The following is a 19,328-nucleotide window of genomic DNA, read 5'->3' as shown; positions in this document are numbered from 1 at the left end:
GCCCTTCGATTCAGAACCGATGCGCGCGCCTCCTGAACCGCACCCACCGCGATCCACTCATGGATCCGCAGGGGTGCCGCGCAGGAGGCGCGGATCCGAGCGAATCCAGCGCGCCCGCTCGCCTCCACCACGTTTTCCGAGCGAAGCGAGACCGAGCACGCGCCGTTCGCTGGAAACATCAACCTCTGCGCATGGGCACGTGCGGGATGCCGTCTTCTTCGAATTCCGGCCCGTCGACCTTGAAGCCGTGTTTGGTGTACAGGTCGATCAGGTAGCTCTGGGCGCTCAGGCGAACCGTCGCCGAACCGACCTCGGCCAGCGCCGCCTGCAGCAGTCGCGTGGTGTAGCCGTGCCCGCGGGCGGGCGCCGCCGTGCAGAGCCTGCCGATCCGGAAGCTCTTCACGCCGTCGTGGTGCTCCTCGCACAGCCGCAGCGTGGCGATGACCTCGCCCTCGTCATCGAGCCAGAAGTGCCGGGTCTCCGGGAGGAGGTCGTTGCCGTCCAGTTCGGGGTACGCGCACTTCTGCTCGACGACGAACACTTCGACGCGAAGTTTCAACAGCTTGTAGAGCGTCGCGGTATCGAGATCCTGCGCCCAGGAGCGTTTGAGAGCAACCGTTGACATCATCGCGCCTTGCTATCACAACCTAGGCGTTCGCCGCGACCCCTGCATGTCGCGGCGTGTTGTCGCCGCCGTCGACGAGGTTCAACGTCTTGGAGGTCCAATCCCACACTTCGTGGAACAGCGCCGGGTCCTCGGACAGCTTGATGCCCAGCGAGGGCACCATCTCCTTCAGCTTCGGCGTCCACGTGGCGTACTCCTGCGGGAAGCACCGCTGCATGACGTCCAGCATGGCGGTGACGCAGGTGGAGGCGCCCGGGGACGCGCCGAGCAGACCGGCGATGGTGCCGTCCTGCGCGGAGATCACGGCGGTGCCGAACTCGAGCACGCCGCCCGCGCCCTTACGGCGGATGACCTGCACGCGCTGGCCCGCGGTGATCAGCTCCCAGTCCTTGGACTCGGCGCGCGGGATGAACTCCGACAGCGTGATGACCTTGCCCGCCTCCGACTTCAGCAGCTCGCTGACCAGGTACTTGGTCAGACCCAGCTCGGTGACGCCGACGCCGAGCAGCGAGAAGATGTTGTTCGGCCGCACCGACTTGAACAGGTCGGTATTCTTGCCGTCCTTGAGGAACTTCGGCGTCCAGCCCGCGTACGGGCCGAACAACAGGCCCGGCTTGCCCTTGATCACGCGGGTGTCCAGATGCGGCACCGACATCGGCGGAGCGCCGACCGCCGCCTTGCCGTACACCTTGGCCTCGTGCTGGTTGATCAGCGCCGGGTTGACACAGCGGAAGAACTGGCCGCTGACCGGGAACCCGCCGAATCCCCTCGCCTCCTTGATGCCTGCCTTCTGCAGCAGCGGCAGCGCGCCGCCGCCCGCGCCGACGAAGACGAATTTGCTGTTCAGCGTGCGCGTCTCGCGGGTGCGCACGTTGCGGACGGTGACCAGCCAGGATCCGTCGGACTGCTTGGACAGGTCGCGCACCTCGTGCCCGAAGGCCAGGTCCGCGCCGGAGGAGCCGAGGTAGGCGAGCAGTTCCTGGGTGAGGGAGCCGAAGTCGATATCGGTGCCGCCGTCGGTCCAGTTCAGCGCGATCGGGTCGGAGAAGTCCCGACCGCGTGCCATCAACGGCAACCGCCGGGTGAACTCGTCGGGACCGTCGATGAACTCCATGCCCTCGAACAGCGGGTGCGGCGCCAGCGCTTCGTACCGCTTGCGCAGGTATTCCACGTTTTCGGCGCCGTGCACGAAGCTGACGTGCGGGATCGGGTTGATGAAGGCGGACGGATCGCGCAGGATGCCGTTCTCCACGCCGTAGGACCAGAACTGGCGGGAGACCTGGAACCGCTCGTTGATGTCGACGGCCTTGGTGATGTCCACCGAGCCGTCGGGTAGCTGCGGGCTGTAGTTCAGCTCGCAGAGCGCGGAGTGTCCGGTACCCGCGTTGTTCCACGGATCGCTGCTCTCGGCCGCGGCGGCGTCGAGCCGCTCGAACAGGGAGATCGACCACTCCGGCTGCAGCTGCCGCAGCAGCGCGCCGAGAGTGGCACTCATGATGCCGGCACCGATGAGTACTACATCGGTCTTTTCAGTCATGGCAGCGTTCGGCACGGGTAGATCGACTTCCTTGTCCTTCTGCGCGGGCCCACCGGGCGGGTGGACCTGCCTGGGCACGGTGTAGTTGTGGCTCGGTTCCGGCGTCCGCCGGTCCCGAACGGCATGGCGGGAGTCAGGTTACCCGCCGTTCACCTAAGCCCAATTGTGCACCTCACCACGCCGCCGCCCGGCAACGAGCCTGCGGAATGTGCGGAATGCGACAGAGATCGTCGTCACTTCGGCGGCCGATGGACCGCCGTGGTCTGTCGGCGCGTGACACCGTCCAATACATTGGTCGCGTGACGAACGAACAGTCGCTTGCCGAGCCGGTCAGCACTTCTCCGGAGGGCGAAGGCTGGCGCCCCGACGTCCTGGGCCCGCAGTACCAGCAGCGCACGCTGCCCCTCGGCCCCGATCCCGACGGCGAAGGCGAGGTGGTGGCCACGCTGGTGCGCTACGTGCCCTCCGGCGCCGTCGAGCAGACCGCGGGCGCGGTGCTCTACGTCCACGGATTCACCGACTACTTCTTCCAGGAACACCTCGCCGAGCACTTCGCCGCGCGCGGATTCCAGTTCTACGCGCTCGACCTGCGCAAATGCGGCCGCTCGCTGCGCGAAGGACACACCCCGCATTATGTGACGGATCTCGCTTTCTACGACCGCGAGCTCGCGGAGTCGCTGCGGATCGTCCGGGCCGAGACCGGCGCTCCCGTGGTGGTCAACGCCCACTCCACCGGCGGCCTGGTCGTGTCGCTGTGGCTGGACCGGCTCAACCGCGCGCAGGGTACGGCCGCCGCGGGCATCACCGGCGTGGTGCTCAACAGCCCGTGGTTCGACCTGCAGGGTCCCGCGTACTACCGGACCGTCGGAACGCCGATCATCAAGGCGGTCGGACGCTTCCGAAGGATGGTCCAGCTGCCCGGCGCCAAGATCAGCACCTATGGCGACAGCCTGCACCGCTCCGCGTCCGGCGAGTGGGATTACAACCTCGACTGGAAACCGCTGCACGGCTTCCCGGTGCGGCTCGGCTGGCTGCGCGCGATCCGCAACGGCCACGCGCGGCTGCACCAGGGCCTCGACATCGGCGTGCCCTCACTGATCCTGCGCTCCCGGATGACGAAGTTCGCCAGGGAGTACGGCCCCGCCGTGGACGTGGCCGACGCCGTGCTCGACGTCAAGCAGATCCAGCGCTGGTCGGGCTGCCTGGGCGACCGCACCAACATGGTGCCGATCGACGGCGCCAAGCACGACGTGTTCCTCTCCGGCCCCGAACCGCTGGCCCAGGCCTTCCGCGAACTCGACAACTGGCTGGAATGGCTCGCGGACTACCAGGGCGCGAAGTCACCAGAGGCTGGTGCGTAGCACGATCTCGGTGGCCAGCTCGTGGCCTGCTTCGGTGGCCACGTCGGTGACGTCGACCTCGACCACCCGGAACTCGCCGTAGACGAACCGTCCCGACGCGTCGGCCACCGACCGCGGCAGATTCTTGGTGACCAGCAGTGTGGTCGGCACCTCGACCGGGCCGGTCGACGCGTCCGCCACCGCTCCATCGGGCCCTGGCGTGGCCGGGTGGCCGCGATCGGCCACGACCAGGCTCTGGAAGCGGCCGAATCCGCGGGCGCACGCCTGCCATGCCAGCACCGCGCCCGCGCCGCAACCGGCCACGTTCACCCACGGCAGTCCGAGTTCGTCCAGGATCGCGGTCACGGCGGCCGCGTCGAGACCCTCGATCGACTCCACCGCGAAGGTGCGCAGATCCGAGGTGTGCAGACGGGCGCACACCTGATCGAAGACGTCCGCCGAATCACCCGCGTCGGGCAGCAGTAGCACGCTGTGCCGGGATTCCGGCCCGTCGATCCGCACGGTCCACGCCCGGTCACCCACCGTGATCTGCCGAGATTCCATGCCGAATCACGCTACACGGATAAGGGCATTACGGCGGCGGGTCGGGGGTGGCGGAATCAGGCGAGCAGGCGCATCCCGGCCCGCTCACCTGCGTTGTGATCGAAGGTGACGGTCAGTTCACAACCGGCCTCCTGGCCGAGCTGCTGGATCAGCGCGTCGGCGAAGTCCGCGCCGTCGGCGGCCCGCCGCAGCGCTTGGCGCACGGTGTCGGCGCGCTCCACCACGATTTCGCTCGAGTCGAGCAGCCCGAGCAGCACATCGGTGACGGCCTCGGGATCCTGTTTGTAGCCACGCCGCAGCACCCAATGGATCTCGGCGAGCACGATCATCGTGACGTAGCCGGGTTCGGTCTCGCTGAGCCCGTCGATCACCTGGTTGGCCCGGGCGGACTGCTCCGGGTCGTCCTGGGTGAGGTAGCGGATCAGCACATTCGCGTCCAGCCCGATCATCCGCGCTTACCTTCCACGACGTTGCCCGCGATGGCCTCGTTCATCTCCGCGAGGCCGATGGGCGAGCCGGACCAGCCGAGGATGCCCTTGAGCGCCTTGATCGTGCGCGTTTCGGGCACCAGCTCGTAGGTGCCGTTGGGCGTGGGCACGAACGCGACTCGCACGCCCGCGCGCAATCCCATCGCCACACGCACATCGATCGGGATCGTGATCTGTCCCTTACTGGTCACCGTCGCCGACACCACATTCGTCCCTCGGCCGCTGGGCCTCTTCTCCGCCGCCATCATCCTCACACCCGACCGTGCCGACCGACCCCAGCCTTACCTGGAGCCGAATTCCTTACTGCAAGGTAAGGCGCTGGGTGGCCCGCGTCAACCGATACGGTCGCTCGCGAGCACCGCCTCGGTGGCCAGGATGGGCACCCCGGCGGGCGCGCCCTCGGAGAGCAACCGCTCCAGCGCGGTGATGTCGAGGTGGTCTTCGATCAGATCGGCCAGCAGATCGAGCTGTGCGGCACGCACCGCCGAAACCGAGACATCTTCGGCCACAACGAAACCCGTGCGACCCGCCGCCGTGGCGACCGAGCGGAGCCAGGCGCGGCGCAACTCGTCGGACTCCAGCAGCCCGTGCAGATGGGTGCCCCACACCGCGCCGCGAACGCTGCCCTCCGGCTCGCCCTCGACCCTGAGCCATGCCGGGTCGCCACGGTGCGTGACGCGGCCGTGGTGGATCTCGTAGCCGCGCACGGCGATTCCCGCGGCGCGCCCTTCGCTACGGCGCAACACCTTGGATTCGGCGAACTCGACGGTCAGATCGAGCAACCCCAGCCCGTCGACCTCGCCGGCGCCGGATTCGACGCGGTCCAGGATGCGAGTGCCGAGCATCTGGTACCCGCCACAGACACCCAGGATCGGCCCGCCGGCGGCGGCGCGTGCCCGCAGTGCGTCGGCGAGGCCGGTACGCCGCAGCCACCGCAGATCCGACACCGTCGCCTTACTGCCGGGCAGGACCACCAGATCGGCGCCCGCCAGCCGGGACGGCTCGGTCACCCAGCGCACCGCCACGCCGGGCTCGCAGGCCAGCGCCTCGACGTCGGTGGAGTTGGAGATGCGCGGCAGCCGGATCGCGGCGACGGTCAGCCAGTCGGCGCCCAGCGGCGGCCGAGGGCGGCCGACCGGCGCGTCGGCGAGGGTGCCCAGCGAGTCCTCCGCATCGATCCAGAGGTCCTCGGCATACGGCAGCACTCCGAGGGTGGGGCGGCCGGTGAGTTCGGTGAGACGCTCCAGCCCCGGCCGCAGCAGCTCGACCGCGCCGCGGAACTTGTTGACGATGAAACCCGAGATCAGTCGCTGATCCTCGGGTTCCAGGATGGCGACGGTGCCGAACAGGTGCGCGAGCACGCCACCGCGATCGATATCTCCGACGAGCAGCACGGGCAGTTCCGCGGCGCGCGCGAGCCCCATGTTCGCCAGATCCGTCGCGCGCAGGTTGATCTCGGCGGGCGAACCGGCGCCCTCGCAGACGACCACGTCGAATTCGGCGCGCAGCGCGGCGAGGTCGGCGGCCACCACGTCGCGCAACTCCCGGCGATGCCGGAAGTAGTCTTCCGCGCCGACGGTGCCGATCGCCCTTCCTCGCACGACCAGCTGGGAACGACGGTCACTTCCCGGCTTGAGCAGGACCGGATTGAACCGCACGCTGGGCTCCAGCCCGCACGCCTTTGCCTGCAACGCCTGCGCCCGTCCGATCTCCCCGCCGTCGAGCGTGACCACGGAATTATTGGACATGTTCTGCGCCTTGAACGGGGCGACGCGCACGCCGCGCCGCGCCAGCATCCGGCAGATCCCGGCCACGACTACGCTCTTCCCCGCATCCGAGGTCGTGCCCGCGACGAGCAGCGCGCCCTTCATCGCCGTCCGGTCATCCGGTGAGCGGCCACCCGGGCGGCCGGATCACGGCCGATCACGGGAGGGTCAGGATCTCGGTCCCCGACTCGGTGACCACCAAGGTGTGCTCGAACTGCGCGGTCCACTTGCGGTCCTTGGTGACCACGGTCCAGCCGTCGTCCCAGATCTCGTAGTCGATGCCGCCGAGGTTGATCATCGGCTCGATGGTGAACGTCATGCCCGGTTCGATGACGGTCTCCACCGCGGGCTGGTCGTAGTGCAGCACGACCAGCCCGCTGTGGAACGTCGGGCCGACACCGTGGCCGGTGAAGTCGCGCACCACGCCGTAGCCGAACCGGTTGGCGTAGGACTCGATGACGCGGCCGATCACGTTCAGCGCCCGGCCGGGCCGCACGGCTTTGATCGCCCGCATGGTGGCCTCCTCGGTCCGCTCGACCAGCAGGCGCACCTCCTCGTCGACGTCACCAGCGAGGAAGGTCTTGTTGGTGTCGCCGTGCACGCCGTTGATGTAGGCGGTGACGTCGATGTTGACGATGTCGCCGTCCTCGATCACGGTGGAGTCCGGGATGCCGTGGCAGATCACCTCGTTCAGCGAGGTGCAGCACGACTTCGGGAAACCCTTGTACCCCAGGGTCGACGGGTAGGCGCCGTGGTCGCACATGTACTCGTGCGCGATGCGGTCCAACTCGTCGGTGGTGACACCGGGCGCGACCGCCTTGCCCGCCTCTTCCAGCGCCTGCGCGGCGATCTTGCCCGCGATGCGCATCTTCTCGATCGTCTCCGCGGTCTGCACCCAGGGTTCGCGTCCCTCGTCGGCGGTCTTCTTCCACGCGTATTCCGGGCGCTCGATGGCGCGCGGGACTTCACGGGTGGGCGACAACGTTCCGGGGACGAGAGGCTTGCGAGTGCGGACAGACATAGCGAACAGCGTAATCAACCGACCGCGCCGATGCCGAGAGCCAGCGGGAACAGGCCGGGACCACGGTCCGCTTCCCGCCCGGTGCGCACCGCCTCGAAGCACGCTGTGCCGGGTAGCGGTCACCGCCCGGCCCTCGACGTCCGTGACACCGATCAACGTTTTCGCCGAACGCGCTCTTCCAGGATCGCCCGCGCGATCGGTGACCACATATACGCCCGATAAAGTCGAACAATAGTCCAGTCTACGTAGAGTCGCCGCCCTCCGAAAAACCCGCTTTCACTCGCACCCGAACGTGCGCGTGAGATGATCAGTCGACCTGTAGCCACTCGTCGAGCGGGAGTAGGAATGGCCACCGAACCAGCCGCTCGAGCGCATTCGGACGAAACGGCGACGGCTCCGACGCCCGATGTCGCTCCGGACCAGCCGGAGAAAAACTCCGCGACAGGTTCGGCGGCAGTACCGGACGAATACGACCGGGCCGATGCGACCACCCGGAGTGGACGCTACGCACTCATAGCGGCTCTCTGCGCTGCGCTCATCTCCAGCTTCGTGTCCGCGACGGCGGCCGTGTATGTCACGGTCAACAAGGCGGATCGTGAAGAGCGACTGGCATTGGTGCAGGTAACACTGAAAAATCGCAAAGAGGCCTACTATGAATTCCTCCGCAGCGCATTCGCTCTCACGGCGCAGGCGGGCCTACTGGCCGGATTCCTTCGCGTCGACAACTTCGAGGGATTTCGCTCCAGCGTGGGAGATTTCAGCCAGCGGATGACCGAGTTCATGGCCGCCATTTCTGTCGCGACCATGTCGTCCAGCGACAACATGGTCGAGCTGATGGATAGATTTCCGCACTTGGCGAAAGAAATGATCGATCGGCACTATCTTCCCTTCATCGAAAAGTACACAACGTCGGCCGCACCCCCTTCCGACAGTGGTGAACGCGAACGCGACAGCGCAGCCCTCGATACCGCGCTCATGGACTTCACCAACAGGCTCGGCGCATTGGTGAACGATTTCATGACGCAGAGCCGCAAAGACGTCAACTAGCCGCCGGTCGACAGCGCCGGTCACGGCCCTCGAACGCGCCGACGCGGGGTCGAGCAGGCCGGGTCCCCTGCACCCGTGACGACGCATCACGCCTCCGGCACCGAACGCCCGCTCGCCATACCATGGGCGAGGTGTCCGTACTACCTCTGATCTTCACCGCAGGCTGGGCCAGTGGCGTGAACGCCTACGCGGTGGTCCTGTTGCTCGGTCTCTTCGGCCGGTTCGGATTCACCGATTCCGTGCCGGAAGCGTTGCAGCGCACCGATGTCCTGATCGCGGCGGCGGTCTTGTTCCTGATCGAGGCCGTGGCGGACAAGATCCCCTACCTCGACTCGTTCTGGGACGCGGTGCACACCGTGGTGCGGCCGATCGCGGGAGCCGTGGTCGCCGCGCTGCTGGCCGGACAGGATGGATCGCTGCCGGAGCTCGCGGCGGGCGCGGTGGGCGGCACCGCCGCGCTGATGAGCCACCTGGTGAAAGCCGGAACGCGGATGGCCGTCAACACCTCTCCGGAGCCCGCCAGCAATATCGTGGTCAGCACCGCCGAGGACGTGACCGTCGCCGGGGTTGTCTCCCTCGCCGTTTTCCACCCTGTGGCCGCGGCGGTGATCGCGGCGATTCTGCTCGTCCTCGGTCTGGCGCTGGTGTATTTCTGCGCGAGCCGAATCCGCCGCTATCTCCGGCGGCGGCGCGCCCGCCGGGCAGCGCGCGCGGTCGAACGCGTACAAGTCGCGGAATAATTGCCACCCAGCGGAATAGGTGGCGGGCGTGCCGCGCCAGTCGACCACGCGGCACGCCGGGCGGGGCGCCCCATTGCGCCCGCCGTCACTGTGCCGGCGACAAAATCGCCCGGCCGAAGCCACTGGTCGGATGACTCGGCACCGGGACGTCGCCATTCGGACGAGTGACGCTGCGGGGCAGTGTCACTACCGCGGACGAGACCACCGTCGCGACGAAATCATTGTTCGGGCAAACGGCGGCGGCCACCGGCCACGTCGGTTACCAGATCAGTGTACCCGTCGACCAGTTCGGCTAGTTGATACCAATGTTTATGGGTATTGTCGCTGCGCGCGCCCTCGGTGTGAATGACCTGATTCGCGTTCACCCAGCTACGCGCCATCCGGTCCACCACGGCACCCAGGCTTTCGGTGTGCAGCGAGGCTCCGTTCCGATGCTGCGGGATCTCCTGCGCGACCCAGTCGTTGATCTCGTCGACGAGTTCACGGCGCCGACAGTCGATTTCGGCGAGGAGTGCGGCATCCATCACCTGTACGCGGTGCTGATGCAGCTCGGCGAGTGCGTGTGCGGACCGCAGTAGTTCCCTGTCTTGGAAACGCCGTCCCTGGAAAGCACACAGCAATTGCGGTGCGGTCGGTAAGACGCCCACCGTCGGCGCGCTCATCGGCGCCCCCCGAGTTCACCCGACACCAACGCTCTTTGTACCAACATAATTGGCTCTCGATTCCGTTATCCCGGCCATCGGATCGGTTGTCACAACTAGGCTAGCTGGATCATGCACGTACAGATGCAAGAACGCAAGATTGCGTCCGCATTCTGCGGTCAAGGGCTCCTGACGACGCGTGAAGGCCCAGAGCAGACCGGCCGCAACCCTTTTCGGCTCCCCGGTCGAGTCCACTCCACACCCGTCGGCGATGGTGCGCACCGCCGCTCGTTCCCGACTCGCGGTCACCTTCGCGGGCCGCTCACCCGCCCGCGAGTACGAAATTCGGCCACCACCGCGAACCTTCGGTCGGCACCGGTGGGCCGATGGTGCCCGACGGACGCGGCGGGGCGAAGAGAATGCTTCGAGCGATCACCCGATATCGAAGCGGCGCACCGATCCTCAGCGCAGCCCGTTCAGAACTGGGTCGCCGCGGCCAGCAACGTCAGCACCGGTAGCGTTCCCTGCACCACCGCGCCTCTGGCGAACCGTCGGTCGTGTGCCACCAGCACCACCGCGGCGGCCAGCATCGATCCGCAGCCGCTGAGTACCAGCGCCCATCCCGCTTCCGGTACCGACCGCAGGATCGCCACGCCCACCAGTGTCGTCACCGCGAGAAACAGGTTGTAGAAGCCCTGATTGAACGCCCATGGCCGCGCCGAGGGCAGTTCGGCCTCGGAAATCCGGAAGACCCCCTGGTGAACCTTCGGGTCGCCGAACCGTACCGACTCCATGACGAAGATGCCGACATGGAGCACAGCGGCCGCGACGGCGAACACCTGTACCACCCAGAGCATTCGACCTCCTCACGATGCGCGCCGACCGGTGACGCCGACGATGGATCCCGCGGAGATCCGCGCGACAGCCCGGTCGACTCCGGCGTGCCGAGGCATCTTATGGCCCGAGCAGCGCGCAGCACCTACCCGACACGCCGCCATACGATTCGGTCAACCGGCCAGTCCGAAAACACGCCGCGCATTGCCGTCGAGGTACAGCGAGCGGGTCTCGTCATCCAGGCCGAGGGCGGCGAGGCCGTCGAGCGCGTGCTGCGGGAAGATCATCGGATAGTTCGTACCGAACAGCACCTTGCGGCGACCGCTGCGGGACTTCAAATAGGAGACCAGTTCGGCCGGAAGGCGTTTCGTGGTGTACGCCGAGGTGTCGATGACGACGTTCTCGTGCTTGCGCGCGACGGCGATCATCTCCTCGGTCCACGGGTAACCGATGTGCCCGCAGACGATGGTCAGCTCTGGGAAGTCGAGCGCCACCTGATCGATGTACGGGATGGGGCGCCCGGTCTCCGACGGCCGCAGCGGACCGGTGTGCCCCACCTGGGTGCAGAACGGGACACCCAACTCCACACAGGCGGCGAACAACGGGTAGAAGCGCCGATCGGTCGGCGGTAGTTCCCACAGCCACGGAAGCACCCGCAGGCCCTTGAACCCCTGCTCCACCCGGCGGCGCAGTTCCCGGACCGCCTCCATCGGCCTGCGCAGGTCTACCGACGCGATCGCGAGCAGACGCTCCGGCGCCTCGGCCACCCAGGCGGCGACCTCGTCGTTGGAGATGAGGACGCCTTCCGGCGCGTGCCACGCCGAGATGAGGGCTCGGTCGACGCCCGCGGCGTCCATCGCGTCGAGGGTGACCTCGAGCGGGATCTCGTCGGTCGGTATCACGGCTCCGGTCCACCGCCGCAGTGAGGCGAACATGTCGTGGGCGAGGAATCGCCGGGTCGGATGTTGCGCCCAGACGTCGATGGTCATGCGCGGATTCTGACACACGTCACAGCTGCTCGACAGTCCTGCGCCGACGTCCGCTATGGGAGGTTTTCCGGGCTCTCCACCTGATCTTCTATATCGAACGTAATAACCGGGGAAGGGGTTTGCTGGGCATAAACTGGGTATCTACCGCAGGACTACAGACATCCGACGCAGGGCAGGACGATGGCCGGTTCGGACCCGTTCGCCACACCGCACGATCGGCCTCCAGGTATCGAGCGGGAACTGGAGGGCGCGGGTCTCGACGACCCCGAAGTGATCGGCAAGGGCGGGTTCGGTGTCGTCTACCGCTGTCGGCAGCGGGCGTTGAATCGCAGCGTCGCGGTCAAGGTCCTCACCGCACGGCCGGAGCTGGAACCGGAGAACGTCGAACGATTCCTACGCGAGCAACAGGCGATGGGCGCGCTGTCCGGTCACCCGAATATCGTGCCGATCCTGCAAGTGGGGACCACGCGCAGCGGGCGGCCCTACCTCGTGATGCCGTATCACTCGCGCGGTTCGCTGGAGGACCGTATCCGCCGTGAAGGTTTTCTGCCCGTGCCCGAGGCGATCGGGATCACCGTGAAATTGGCCGGCGCTTTGGAGACCGCGCACCGTGCCGGAATCCTGCACCGCGACATCAAGCCGGGGAATGTCCTGCTGACCGATTACGGCGAGCCGCAACTCACCGATTTCGGGATCGCCCGGGTGGAAGGCGGATTCGAGACCACCACGGGAGTGGTGACCGGCTCCCCCGCGTTCACCGCGCCGGAGGTGCTGCGTTCCGGCGTTCCCTCGGTCGCCTCGGACATCTACGGGCTCGGTGCGACGCTGTTCGCCATGATCACCGGCCACGCGGCGTACGAGCGCCGCTCCGGCGAGCAGATCGTCGCCCAGTTCCTGCGCATCGCCGCCGAACCGCTCCCGAATCTGCGGCTCGACGGCATCCCCGACGAGGTGGCCACCGCCATCGAGGTCAGCATGGCGCACAACCCCGCCGACCGTCCGGCCTCGGCCGCCGCGTTCGGCGAGATCTTGCGCGACATCCAGCGCGGCAACGACATGCCGGTCGAGCATATGACCCTGCCCGCGGGCGATCAGCCCGCGCCCGAAGACCTCAGCACGCGGCCGTTGCCCGCTACCGCGCGGTTCTCCACTCCGCCCCCCAAGACGCCGCCGACGCCCGAGACCAAGTTCCGCCCTGCGATGCCCACCCGGCCGCTGGTCCAGCGCGAGCGCCTGATCGACGTGTTGCAGACCGAGCCGCGGCCGCGCCTTGCCGTCATCCATGCCCCGGCCGGGTTCGGTAAGAGCACGCTGGCCGCCCAGTGGGCCAGGCGTCTCGCCGAGACCGAGAAAGTGGTGGTGGCCTGGTTGAACGTCGACCGTGACGACAACAACGTCGTCTGGTTGCTGACGCATCTGATCGAGGCGTTCAATCGCGTGAGCCCGGCGCTGGCGCCCGACCTCGCGCCGGTCTTGGAGGAGGGCGACGCGGCCGCCGCGCGCTACGTGCTCGCCACGCTGGTCGACGCCATCGACGAACGCGACGAGCGGTTCGCCTTGGTGATCGACGACTGGGATCGGATCACCGATCCGGCCGCCGTCGACGCCCTCCACTACCTGATCGAGGAGGGCCCGCAGCACCTGCAGATCATCCTGACCAGCCGATCGCTCCAGGGCTTGCCGCTCGGCACCATGCGCGTGCGCCACCAGCTGGTCGAAATCGACGCCGCCGCGTTGCGTTTCGACGCCGAGGAGGCACGCACGTTTCTCGCCGAGCAGACCGGGCTCACCCTGGCGGACACCGAGAGCGCCGAGCTGCGCGACTACACCGAGGGCTGGGCGGCGGCATTGCAGCTGGCGTCGCTGTCGCTGCGCGAGCACCCCGACCCGGCTTCGCTGATCGCCCACCTGTCCGGGCGTGACCATGCCATCGCCGAATACCTGGCCGAGAACGTGCTGGACACCGTCGAGCCCGAGCTACTCGACGTGCTGCTCAAAACCTCTCTGCCGGAACGGGTCTCGGGCAGCCTGGCCACGGCCCTGACCGGGCGGCCGCACGGGCAGGACCTGCTGGAGAACCTCGAACGCCGCAATTTGTTCCTGCGCCGCGTCGACGAGAGCGGCGACTGGTTCCGCTACCACCATCTGTTCGCGGAGTTCCTGCGCAGGCGACTCGAACGAGACCATCCCGAGCAGGTTCCCGAACTCCACCGCGCGGCGGCCGCCTGGTTCGGCGACCACGGGCTGCTCAGCGAGGCCATCGACCACGCGCTGGCCGGCGACGACGGGGAAATGGCCGTCGACATCCTCGAGGCGAAATCCCGTGCACTGGTGGAAGACGCGCATCTCGCGACGTTTCTCGGACTGGTCGCCAAGCTTCCGCCCGCAGCCGCCGCCGCGCGTCCTCGGCTGCAGATCGCGATCGCCTGGGCCCACGCGGTGCTGCGCAGGCCCACCGAATCGCACGCCGCGTTACGGCTGGTGCGGGCCGGGCTGGACAAGGCTCCGGCCGCCGACCCGGATCTGGCACTCGAAGCCGACCTCATCGAGTGTGTGGAGCGCGCGTTCGCCGACCATCCGGAGGGCGTGGACGCGGTGGTGAGCAAATGCCTGGGCCGGGCCGACACGCTGGGGCCGTGGGTGCTGTGCGAAGCCGCGAACCTGGCCGCGTTCACGGCGTTCAGCCGGTTCGACTTCGATCGGGCCCGGGAATGGCACGACTGGGCCACACCGTTCTACCGGCAGACCCGCAGCACGTTCATCTTGGTGTACAGCCACAGCCTGGTCGGCGTCGCGGCACGTGAACAGCTCGATATGGGGGAGGCGGAGCGCAGCTTCCAGACCGCGCTCGACATCGCCAAGTCATCGGGCCCGCGGTCCTACGCCGCTCGCCTGGCAGGCGCCATGCTCGGCGAGCTGCTCTACGAACGCGACCAACTCGCCGCCGCCGAGCGCCTGCTGGACGAAGCGGGCCGGCTCGGCACCGAGGGCGGGCCGGTCGACTTCTTGATGGCCAACTACGCCACCGGCGCCCGGATCAAAGCCTTACGCGGTGACCTGGCGGCCGCCGCGCGCCGGCTGGACGAAGGCGCCGAGGTGGCGCGCGCGCTGAAGCTGCCACGGCTTGCCACCCGCATTGCCAACGAGCAGGTTCGGCTCGGCCTGACGGCCACCTACGTCACCGAGCCACCGCCCGGGGAAAGCGGTATCGCGACGATGACCGCGGAAATGCGCGAGGATTCCGCGATCCGGATGCTGCTCCGTTCCGGAGCCGTCAAAAGGGTCGCCGCCGCGTCCGCGCGCGCCCGGCAGTTGCGGGATTCCATCGACGGCGATCGGCGTCCCCGGGCCGCCGCCCAGGCGTCACTACTGCTCGCCTCCTGCCTCGCGGCGGCGGGAAAGACCGAATCGGCGAAGGACGAGTTGGTCCCGGTAGTGATCCGGTACGCCGACGCCGGGCTCATCCGTCCGTTACTCGACGAGGGGCCCTGGATCATGTCGCTGTTGCACAGCTTGGACTACGACCTGCGCGAAGGGCATTGGGACGACGAACGGCCGATGGTCCCGCCGAGGTTCCTGCACAGGCTGCTGGCGCGCTGAACGCCCGCGCGAACGGTTGCCGGAGCTGCACGTCCGTCACTCCGGCTACGGGGCGTCGGCCACGCGACATCACAGACCGGAATCGCCCAGTGCGAGGACACGCCAACGGGTCGTTCCCGCGGCTCACAACACCGGTTGCGGACCGCGGGAGGTGTCGGTGTCCAGGATGTGCAACACCCACCGCCCTTTACCGTCGGCCTTCGCCCGGTAGAGGCCGGTGTCGGCGGCGTCGAGCAGCGATTCGGCGTCCGCGCCCGCGACCGCGGTGACGACCGCGCCGATGCTGATCGACATGCGTAGTCGCCGGTCGCCCGCCGTGATGGGATCGACAAGCGCTTCGAGCAGGCTGTTCGCCACGGTGGCTACTCGGTGATCGCTGGCCGGCGGCGGGATCAGCGCGACGAACTCGTCACCGCCGATGCGGGCGACCAGGCACCCCGATTCGCGCACACTGTCCTGCAGGCGCCCGGCGACCGCGGTCAAGATCTGGTCCCCCGTGCCATGGCCGTAGCGATCGTTGATGTGTTTGAAGCGGTCGATGTCGACGAAGCACAATCCCGCGCGATCCCCGTTGCGGGCGTCGGCGATCATCGCGTCGATCCGTTCGATGAGATGACGCCGGTTCGGCAGCCCGGTCAGCGGGTCGTGCCGGGCCTGCCGGTGCAACTCCTCGCGCATCCGGTGCTGCTCGGTGACGTCCTCGCCGACCGCGAGCAGGTAATCGCTCTGCCCCTCGACGCCCTTGACGAAGGTGATGGCGAACGACGCCCACCCGTAGCTGTCGTCGGCGCGGCGGATCCGCTGTTCCAGTCGCACCGTGCCTTGCCCGGCCGGGACCAGCTTCTCGTACACCAGCGTGCGGATGCCCTCGCGGTCGCTGGGGTGCGCGAAGTCGTAGACGGACACCCCGCGCAGGGCTTCCGCCGGCACCCCGATCATCTCCGCCAAGCCGCGGTTGACGTCCAGCAAGGTGCCGTCGGTGTCGCCGATCGCGATCGCGATCGCGGCGTTGTCGAAGACCACGCGGAACCGCGCGTCGTCGGATCGGCGTGCCTCGCGCACCGCTTCCTCGTGCGCGCGCGCCTGAGCTTCGTATCCCTGCCCGACCGCTGCGAGCAACGCCGCGAGCCGCCGTCCGGTCTCCGGAGCCCCCCGGTGTTCGGCCAGCTCGTACAGGACCTGGGCGGACGCACTGGGCACCGCCGGGCCGACCAGCCCCGCGGAGACCAGCGCCGAGCCCACGCGGTGACCGACGCCCGCGTCGAAGGGTTCGGCCTCCAGGCTCGAAGCCAACTCCTCGACCATCCCGAGCAGCACGACCTCGGGGTCCGGTACAGACGCGGACCCACCGGCGACGGCCTGCAGGGCGCGCCACCACAAGTTCGCCATCCTGGCGAGTTCGATCTGTTCCACCGCAACCCCCTCACCATTCAGGCCGGAGATAGCCCCCGACGCATCGTATCCACAGATGTTCGAGACCGTCGAGTACTGCCGCCTGGAAGCATTCCCAGCAATGGCGAGATAGCGAGATTATTGCAACCCGTTCTCCCTGAAGATCGACGCGCCTTTGTACCGCAGGGTCGTGATCTGCCAGACCCAGGTGGCCTGCACGCACGCGACCAGATCGGCGAGATGCGTCGAGACCGTCGCCGCCAAGGCGGCGTCCTGCGCGGCCAGGCGGTCGCACCGTTCGGCGGCCACCGCGCCCATCTCACGGAACTCGGCGAGCCGTGCGCGCACGATCTCGGTGGCGCCCTGCACGGCGTCCTCCAGTGACCATCCGGGATGGTTCAGCAGAACCGCGGGGATCAAATTGAAATCCGCCAGATCGACGATGCACTCCTTCTCGAACGAGAACACGTCATTCATCAGCGCGCCGATCTCGACGGTCAGTATCCGCAACCGGTGCAGATCCTCGGCCAGCCCGGCGTGCCGGATGCGTTCCCACGGCAGGTAGTCGTCCCGGCCGAACTCGCACAGCGCGATCGCCGGATACATGCCGGATACCTGTGCCCGCAGATCGATGTACTCCGCGACGCCGAGCAACCCGCCGCGAGCCCGGGCGTTCTGGTCCTGGATCGCGGGCCGCAGGTGCTCGATGGTGGATTCGACGAAACGGTCGAGCCAGGCCGGGTCCGCCAGGGCGGACAGCATCGCGAGGAACGCCGACGTCGAGGTCTCCAGAGCGGTGGCGTCCTCGGGGACCGAACGGGTGCGCAGGAGCACGCACAGCCGGTCGATCGCCACCCGCGCCTCGCGCTGTTCGTCGTCGCGGAGGTGCCCGAACTTCTCCCGGCCGACGGTGTCGTTGAGCCAGAACAGAATCGCGTTGTAGAGACCGATGATCGTCATCCGCTCGGCGCTGACGGCGCCGGGGTGCAGGTAGGGCGTCATGCTGTTGTAGTGCGGTCCCGCGCGCTCGAGCCAGATGCCGTGCTCGCGGCAGAAACGTTCCACCTCCGCGCACGCTTGCTCGCCGAACCGGTTGGGCCGGAAGTCGCGGCAGTAATCGACGATGTCCCAGTCGGGTGTGCCGAACATCGCGCGCAACGACCACTGCCGCCCGGTCCGCAGCAACACCTGGTGTTGCCCGCGCATGTCGAGGATTTCCCGCTCGAGTGCCGATGTGTACTCACTGACCACAACGGACTCCCTCCCACTATGGTTACTTCTAATGAATTGTCTCCGACTTATCGGGAGTGGATCGGTCGAAGGGCGAAGATCACGCAACACCCCCGCCCCGTATGGTGTTAGGACGCCGGGCATTCGACGGCGACGCCATGGCAAACGGTGGCGGGAGGGGCGCGATGGCGCATGGAGACAAGCGGCCGGTTGCGGACGCGCGGCGGGGATCGGTGCCCTCGGGCGCGCGGCCTACGCTCGATCTATCGGCTGACGGTCCCCGAGCCCGGCGCTCACTTCGACGCGAGCACGTCGTGCATGGTCAGCAACAGATGGTCGAAGCAGGCTCGTTGCGAGGCCGGGCCGCCGCCCAGCGCGGGGACCTCGCCGACCAGTTGGCGCGCCAGCGTCCGCAGCTTGATGTTGGTTTCCTGGGAGCGCCACTGCAAGACCCGGAACGCCTGTTCGGCGTTGATGCCGTACACCACCATGAGCACGCCCTTGGCCTGCTCGATCACCGCCCGTGATTCGACCAGCTCGGGCAGAGTGTCGTCGAGGATCTCCTGCCGGTTCTCCTCGAGGGTGCCGGACACGTCGATGAAGTAGCCCGCGGTGCCGACCACCAGCCCCCGGTCGTCGAGCAGGCGATCGGCGACGACGATGACGTGGTGGATTCGCCCGGCGGTGTCGATGACGCGGTGGCGACCACAGAACGGCTCACCGGTTCGCACCGCGGTGGCGATGGACTGGGCGACCAGCGCGCGGTCGTCGGGGTGCTTATGCGCCAGCAGCAACTCCGTACTGGGTTGCGCCTCCCCCTCGGCGTAGCCGTATATCGCGGCCGCTTCGTCCGACCATTCCCATCGCTGATCCTCGAACCAGAAGCGGAAGCTGCCCACGCTCTGCGGCGTGCCCGCGATGACGCTCGCTATCGCGGAGGCGCTTCTCAGCGCGAGGTCATCCATCCTCGTCACGCGGCCATTATCCATCGGCGCCCGCGGCCCACGGTGCGGAACACGAGATGAAATCAAATTGTGGCAAACTCTCGGCATCCTCCATAAAGATCCATTTACCTGCATGGAAGAACCCTTTTGATTAGCCATGAAATCTCTAGCAATTAAGCTGCAATAGCGGGTCCGCGACGCCCGAGAGCCGGAATCCACGCGGAAGCGCCCGCCCTGCCTGCACGACAGCGCTCCAGCCGACTCCACCCTCCGGCGGACGAAGCGGACGCATGGGGCGGCATCCGGCGGTCGCTTTCCGGCCGCACGGCCTTCTCCGCGCCCGCATGCCGACGCGGAGCAGGTCCGCGAGTATCCGCTCGCGGGCTCAACCGAGTAGTCGGTTCGGTTCACCCCTCGATCTCGGCCGCCGAACGCAGAGCCCGCGAAAACACTGACCATAACGTGGATCACTGGAGGTAGTCTCTGTTGCTGTGCCCACACTCGGCACAGATCCGCTGCACATAGGCCGCATTCGAGGGCGAACGTCATAACACGTTCCAGCAAGTGCGA

17 protein-coding genes are annotated in these 19,328 nt (G+C 67.7%); 4 read left to right on the top strand and 13 right to left on the bottom strand.

Translation table 11 applies throughout. The annotated features are described in order from the left end of the window. Positions 1 to 178 precede the first annotated feature (178 nt). Both ACGF7Y_RS02745 and mqo read right to left on the bottom strand, forming a co-directional pair. A complete protein-coding gene (locus ACGF7Y_RS02745) occupies positions 179 to 628 on the bottom strand; it encodes a GNAT family N-acetyltransferase (protein WP_393228546.1) in 450 nt (149 codons plus the stop codon). A 19-nt stretch (positions 629 to 647) separates the two neighbouring features. Beyond that, positions 648 to 2,162 (bottom strand): malate dehydrogenase (quinone), encoded by a 1,515-nt coding sequence (gene mqo / locus ACGF7Y_RS02740; protein ID WP_393228544.1) that lies wholly within the window; start codon positions 2,160 to 2,162, stop codon positions 648 to 650. Between the two features lie 299 nt (positions 2,163 to 2,461). On the opposite strand from mqo, the gene ACGF7Y_RS02735 reads away from it, so the two are divergent. Beyond that, a complete protein-coding gene (locus ACGF7Y_RS02735) occupies positions 2,462 to 3,523 on the top strand; it encodes an alpha/beta hydrolase (RefSeq protein WP_393228542.1) in 1,062 nt (353 codons plus the stop codon). Here the strand turns inward: ACGF7Y_RS02735 and ACGF7Y_RS02730 are convergent. The 5 genes from ACGF7Y_RS02730 to map form a co-directional block, all read right to left on the bottom strand. Further along, entirely contained in the window at positions 3,503 to 4,066 is a 564-nt protein-coding gene (locus tag ACGF7Y_RS02730) for an alpha/beta fold hydrolase (protein WP_393228540.1), read from the bottom strand. The two genes, ACGF7Y_RS02735 and ACGF7Y_RS02730, sit on opposite strands and share 21 nt — an antisense overlap. Positions 4,067 to 4,122: 56 nt before the next feature. Beyond that, positions 4,123 to 4,515, bottom strand: coding sequence for a PIN domain-containing protein (locus ACGF7Y_RS02725; RefSeq protein ID WP_062975416.1), 393 nt, complete (start codon positions 4,513 to 4,515; stop codon positions 4,123 to 4,125). Next, complete coding sequence (locus tag ACGF7Y_RS02720; RefSeq protein WP_245660075.1) at positions 4,512 to 4,745, bottom strand: AbrB/MazE/SpoVT family DNA-binding domain-containing protein; 234 nt, start codon at positions 4,743 to 4,745, stop codon at positions 4,512 to 4,514. The genes ACGF7Y_RS02725 and ACGF7Y_RS02720 overlap by 4 nt, the downstream gene beginning before the upstream one ends. 141 nt (positions 4,746 to 4,886) lie before the next feature. Then, the gene (locus ACGF7Y_RS02715) at positions 4,887 to 6,425 is read right to left on the bottom strand and encodes a cobyric acid synthase (RefSeq protein WP_393228537.1); all 1,539 of its coding nucleotides are present in this window, start codon (positions 6,423 to 6,425) and stop codon (positions 4,887 to 4,889) included. Positions 6,426 to 6,477: 52 nt separating this feature from the next. After that, a complete protein-coding gene (map, locus tag ACGF7Y_RS02710; RefSeq protein WP_062975412.1) occupies positions 6,478 to 7,341 on the bottom strand; it encodes a type I methionyl aminopeptidase in 864 nt (287 codons plus the stop codon). Positions 7,342 to 7,686: 345 nt separating this feature from the next. Between map and ACGF7Y_RS02705 the strand changes: the two genes are divergently transcribed. Continuing rightward, the gene (locus ACGF7Y_RS02705; RefSeq protein ID WP_393228535.1) at positions 7,687 to 8,388 is read left to right on the top strand and encodes a hypothetical protein; all 702 of its coding nucleotides are present in this window, start codon (positions 7,687 to 7,689) and stop codon (positions 8,386 to 8,388) included. A gap of 131 nt (positions 8,389 to 8,519) precedes the next feature. After that, on the top strand, positions 8,520 to 9,128 hold the full coding sequence (locus ACGF7Y_RS02700) for a DUF4126 domain-containing protein (protein WP_393228533.1): 609 nt from the start codon (positions 8,520 to 8,522) through the stop codon (positions 9,126 to 9,128). Between the two features lie 218 nt (positions 9,129 to 9,346). Here the strand turns inward: ACGF7Y_RS02700 and ACGF7Y_RS02695 are convergent, their stop codons facing one another. The 3 genes from ACGF7Y_RS02695 to ACGF7Y_RS02685 all read right to left on the bottom strand — a co-directional run bounded on the left by ACGF7Y_RS02695 (position 9,347) and on the right by ACGF7Y_RS02685 (position 11,592). Then, complete coding sequence (locus tag ACGF7Y_RS02695; protein WP_393228531.1) at positions 9,347 to 9,790, bottom strand: DUF4254 domain-containing protein; 444 nt, start codon at positions 9,788 to 9,790, stop codon at positions 9,347 to 9,349. A 455-nt stretch (positions 9,791 to 10,245) separates the two neighbouring features. After that, positions 10,246 to 10,626 (bottom strand): DUF1304 domain-containing protein, encoded by a 381-nt coding sequence (locus ACGF7Y_RS02690; RefSeq protein ID WP_393228529.1) that lies wholly within the window; start codon positions 10,624 to 10,626, stop codon positions 10,246 to 10,248. Between the two features lie 150 nt (positions 10,627 to 10,776). Then, positions 10,777 to 11,592: an amidohydrolase family protein gene (locus ACGF7Y_RS02685; RefSeq protein ID WP_393228527.1), complete on the bottom strand. Its 816-nt coding sequence runs from the start codon at positions 11,590 to 11,592 to the stop codon at positions 10,777 to 10,779. Positions 11,593 to 11,772: 180 nt separating this feature from the next. Here ACGF7Y_RS02685 and ACGF7Y_RS02680 point away from each other — a divergent pair, with 180 nt between their 5' ends. Next, positions 11,773 to 15,192, top strand: a complete 3,420-nt coding sequence (locus tag ACGF7Y_RS02680; protein ID WP_393228525.1) for a protein kinase — start codon at positions 11,773 to 11,775, stop codon at positions 15,190 to 15,192. A gap of 123 nt (positions 15,193 to 15,315) precedes the next feature. On the opposite strand, the gene ACGF7Y_RS02675 is transcribed toward ACGF7Y_RS02680, so the two are convergent. The 3 genes from ACGF7Y_RS02675 to ACGF7Y_RS02665 all read right to left on the bottom strand — a co-directional run bounded on the left by ACGF7Y_RS02675 (position 15,316) and on the right by ACGF7Y_RS02665 (position 18,779). After that, positions 15,316 to 16,605 (bottom strand): diguanylate cyclase domain-containing protein, encoded by a 1,290-nt coding sequence (locus ACGF7Y_RS02675; protein ID WP_393228523.1) that lies wholly within the window; start codon positions 16,603 to 16,605, stop codon positions 15,316 to 15,318. Between the two features lie 117 nt (positions 16,606 to 16,722). Further along, complete coding sequence (locus ACGF7Y_RS02670) at positions 16,723 to 17,835, bottom strand: terpene synthase family protein (RefSeq protein WP_393228521.1); 1,113 nt, start codon at positions 17,833 to 17,835, stop codon at positions 16,723 to 16,725. Positions 17,836 to 18,107: 272 nt separating this feature from the next. Beyond that, on the bottom strand, positions 18,108 to 18,779 hold the full coding sequence (locus ACGF7Y_RS02665) for a PAS and ANTAR domain-containing protein (RefSeq protein WP_393230887.1): 672 nt from the start codon (positions 18,777 to 18,779) through the stop codon (positions 18,108 to 18,110). Positions 18,780 to 19,328: the final 549 nt, after the last annotated feature.

This window comes from Nocardia sp. NPDC047654, from assembly GCF_043205035.1.
In the GTDB taxonomy this organism is placed as follows: Bacteria; Actinomycetota; Actinomycetes; order Mycobacteriales; family Mycobacteriaceae; genus Nocardia.
The sequence above is the reverse complement of the archived record's forward strand: the minus strand, read 5'-3'. Positions and strand labels throughout refer to the sequence as shown.

Bases quoted from the DNA above. Each gene is read 5' to 3' on its own strand.
- ACGF7Y_RS02685 (WP_393228527.1), bottom strand. From the start codon at position 11,592: ATGACCATCGACGTCTGGGCGCAACATCCGACCCGGCGATTCCTCGCC.
- ACGF7Y_RS02665 (WP_393230887.1), bottom strand. From the start codon at position 18,779: ATGGATGACCTCGCGCTGAGAAGCGCCTCCGCGATAGCGAGCGTCATC.
- ACGF7Y_RS02695 (WP_393228531.1), bottom strand. From the start codon at position 9,790: ATGAGCGCGCCGACGGTGGGCGTCTTACCGACCGCACCGCAATTGCTG.
- ACGF7Y_RS02690 (WP_393228529.1), bottom strand. From the start codon at position 10,626: ATGCTCTGGGTGGTACAGGTGTTCGCCGTCGCGGCCGCTGTGCTCCAT.
- ACGF7Y_RS02745 (WP_393228546.1), bottom strand. From the start codon at position 628: ATGATGTCAACGGTTGCTCTCAAACGCTCCTGGGCGCAGGATCTCGAT.
- ACGF7Y_RS02680 (WP_393228525.1), top strand. From the start codon at position 11,773: ATGGCCGGTTCGGACCCGTTCGCCACACCGCACGATCGGCCTCCAGGT.
- ACGF7Y_RS02715 (WP_393228537.1), bottom strand. From the start codon at position 6,425: ATGAAGGGCGCGCTGCTCGTCGCGGGCACGACCTCGGATGCGGGGAAG.
- ACGF7Y_RS02705 (WP_393228535.1), top strand. From the start codon at position 7,687: ATGGCCACCGAACCAGCCGCTCGAGCGCATTCGGACGAAACGGCGACG.
- map (WP_062975412.1), bottom strand. From the start codon at position 7,341: ATGTCTGTCCGCACTCGCAAGCCTCTCGTCCCCGGAACGTTGTCGCCC.
- mqo (WP_393228544.1), bottom strand. From the start codon at position 2,162: ATGACTGAAAAGACCGATGTAGTACTCATCGGTGCCGGCATCATGAGT.
- ACGF7Y_RS02730 (WP_393228540.1), bottom strand. From the start codon at position 4,066: ATGGAATCTCGGCAGATCACGGTGGGTGACCGGGCGTGGACCGTGCGG.
- ACGF7Y_RS02725 (WP_062975416.1), bottom strand. From the start codon at position 4,515: ATGATCGGGCTGGACGCGAATGTGCTGATCCGCTACCTCACCCAGGAC.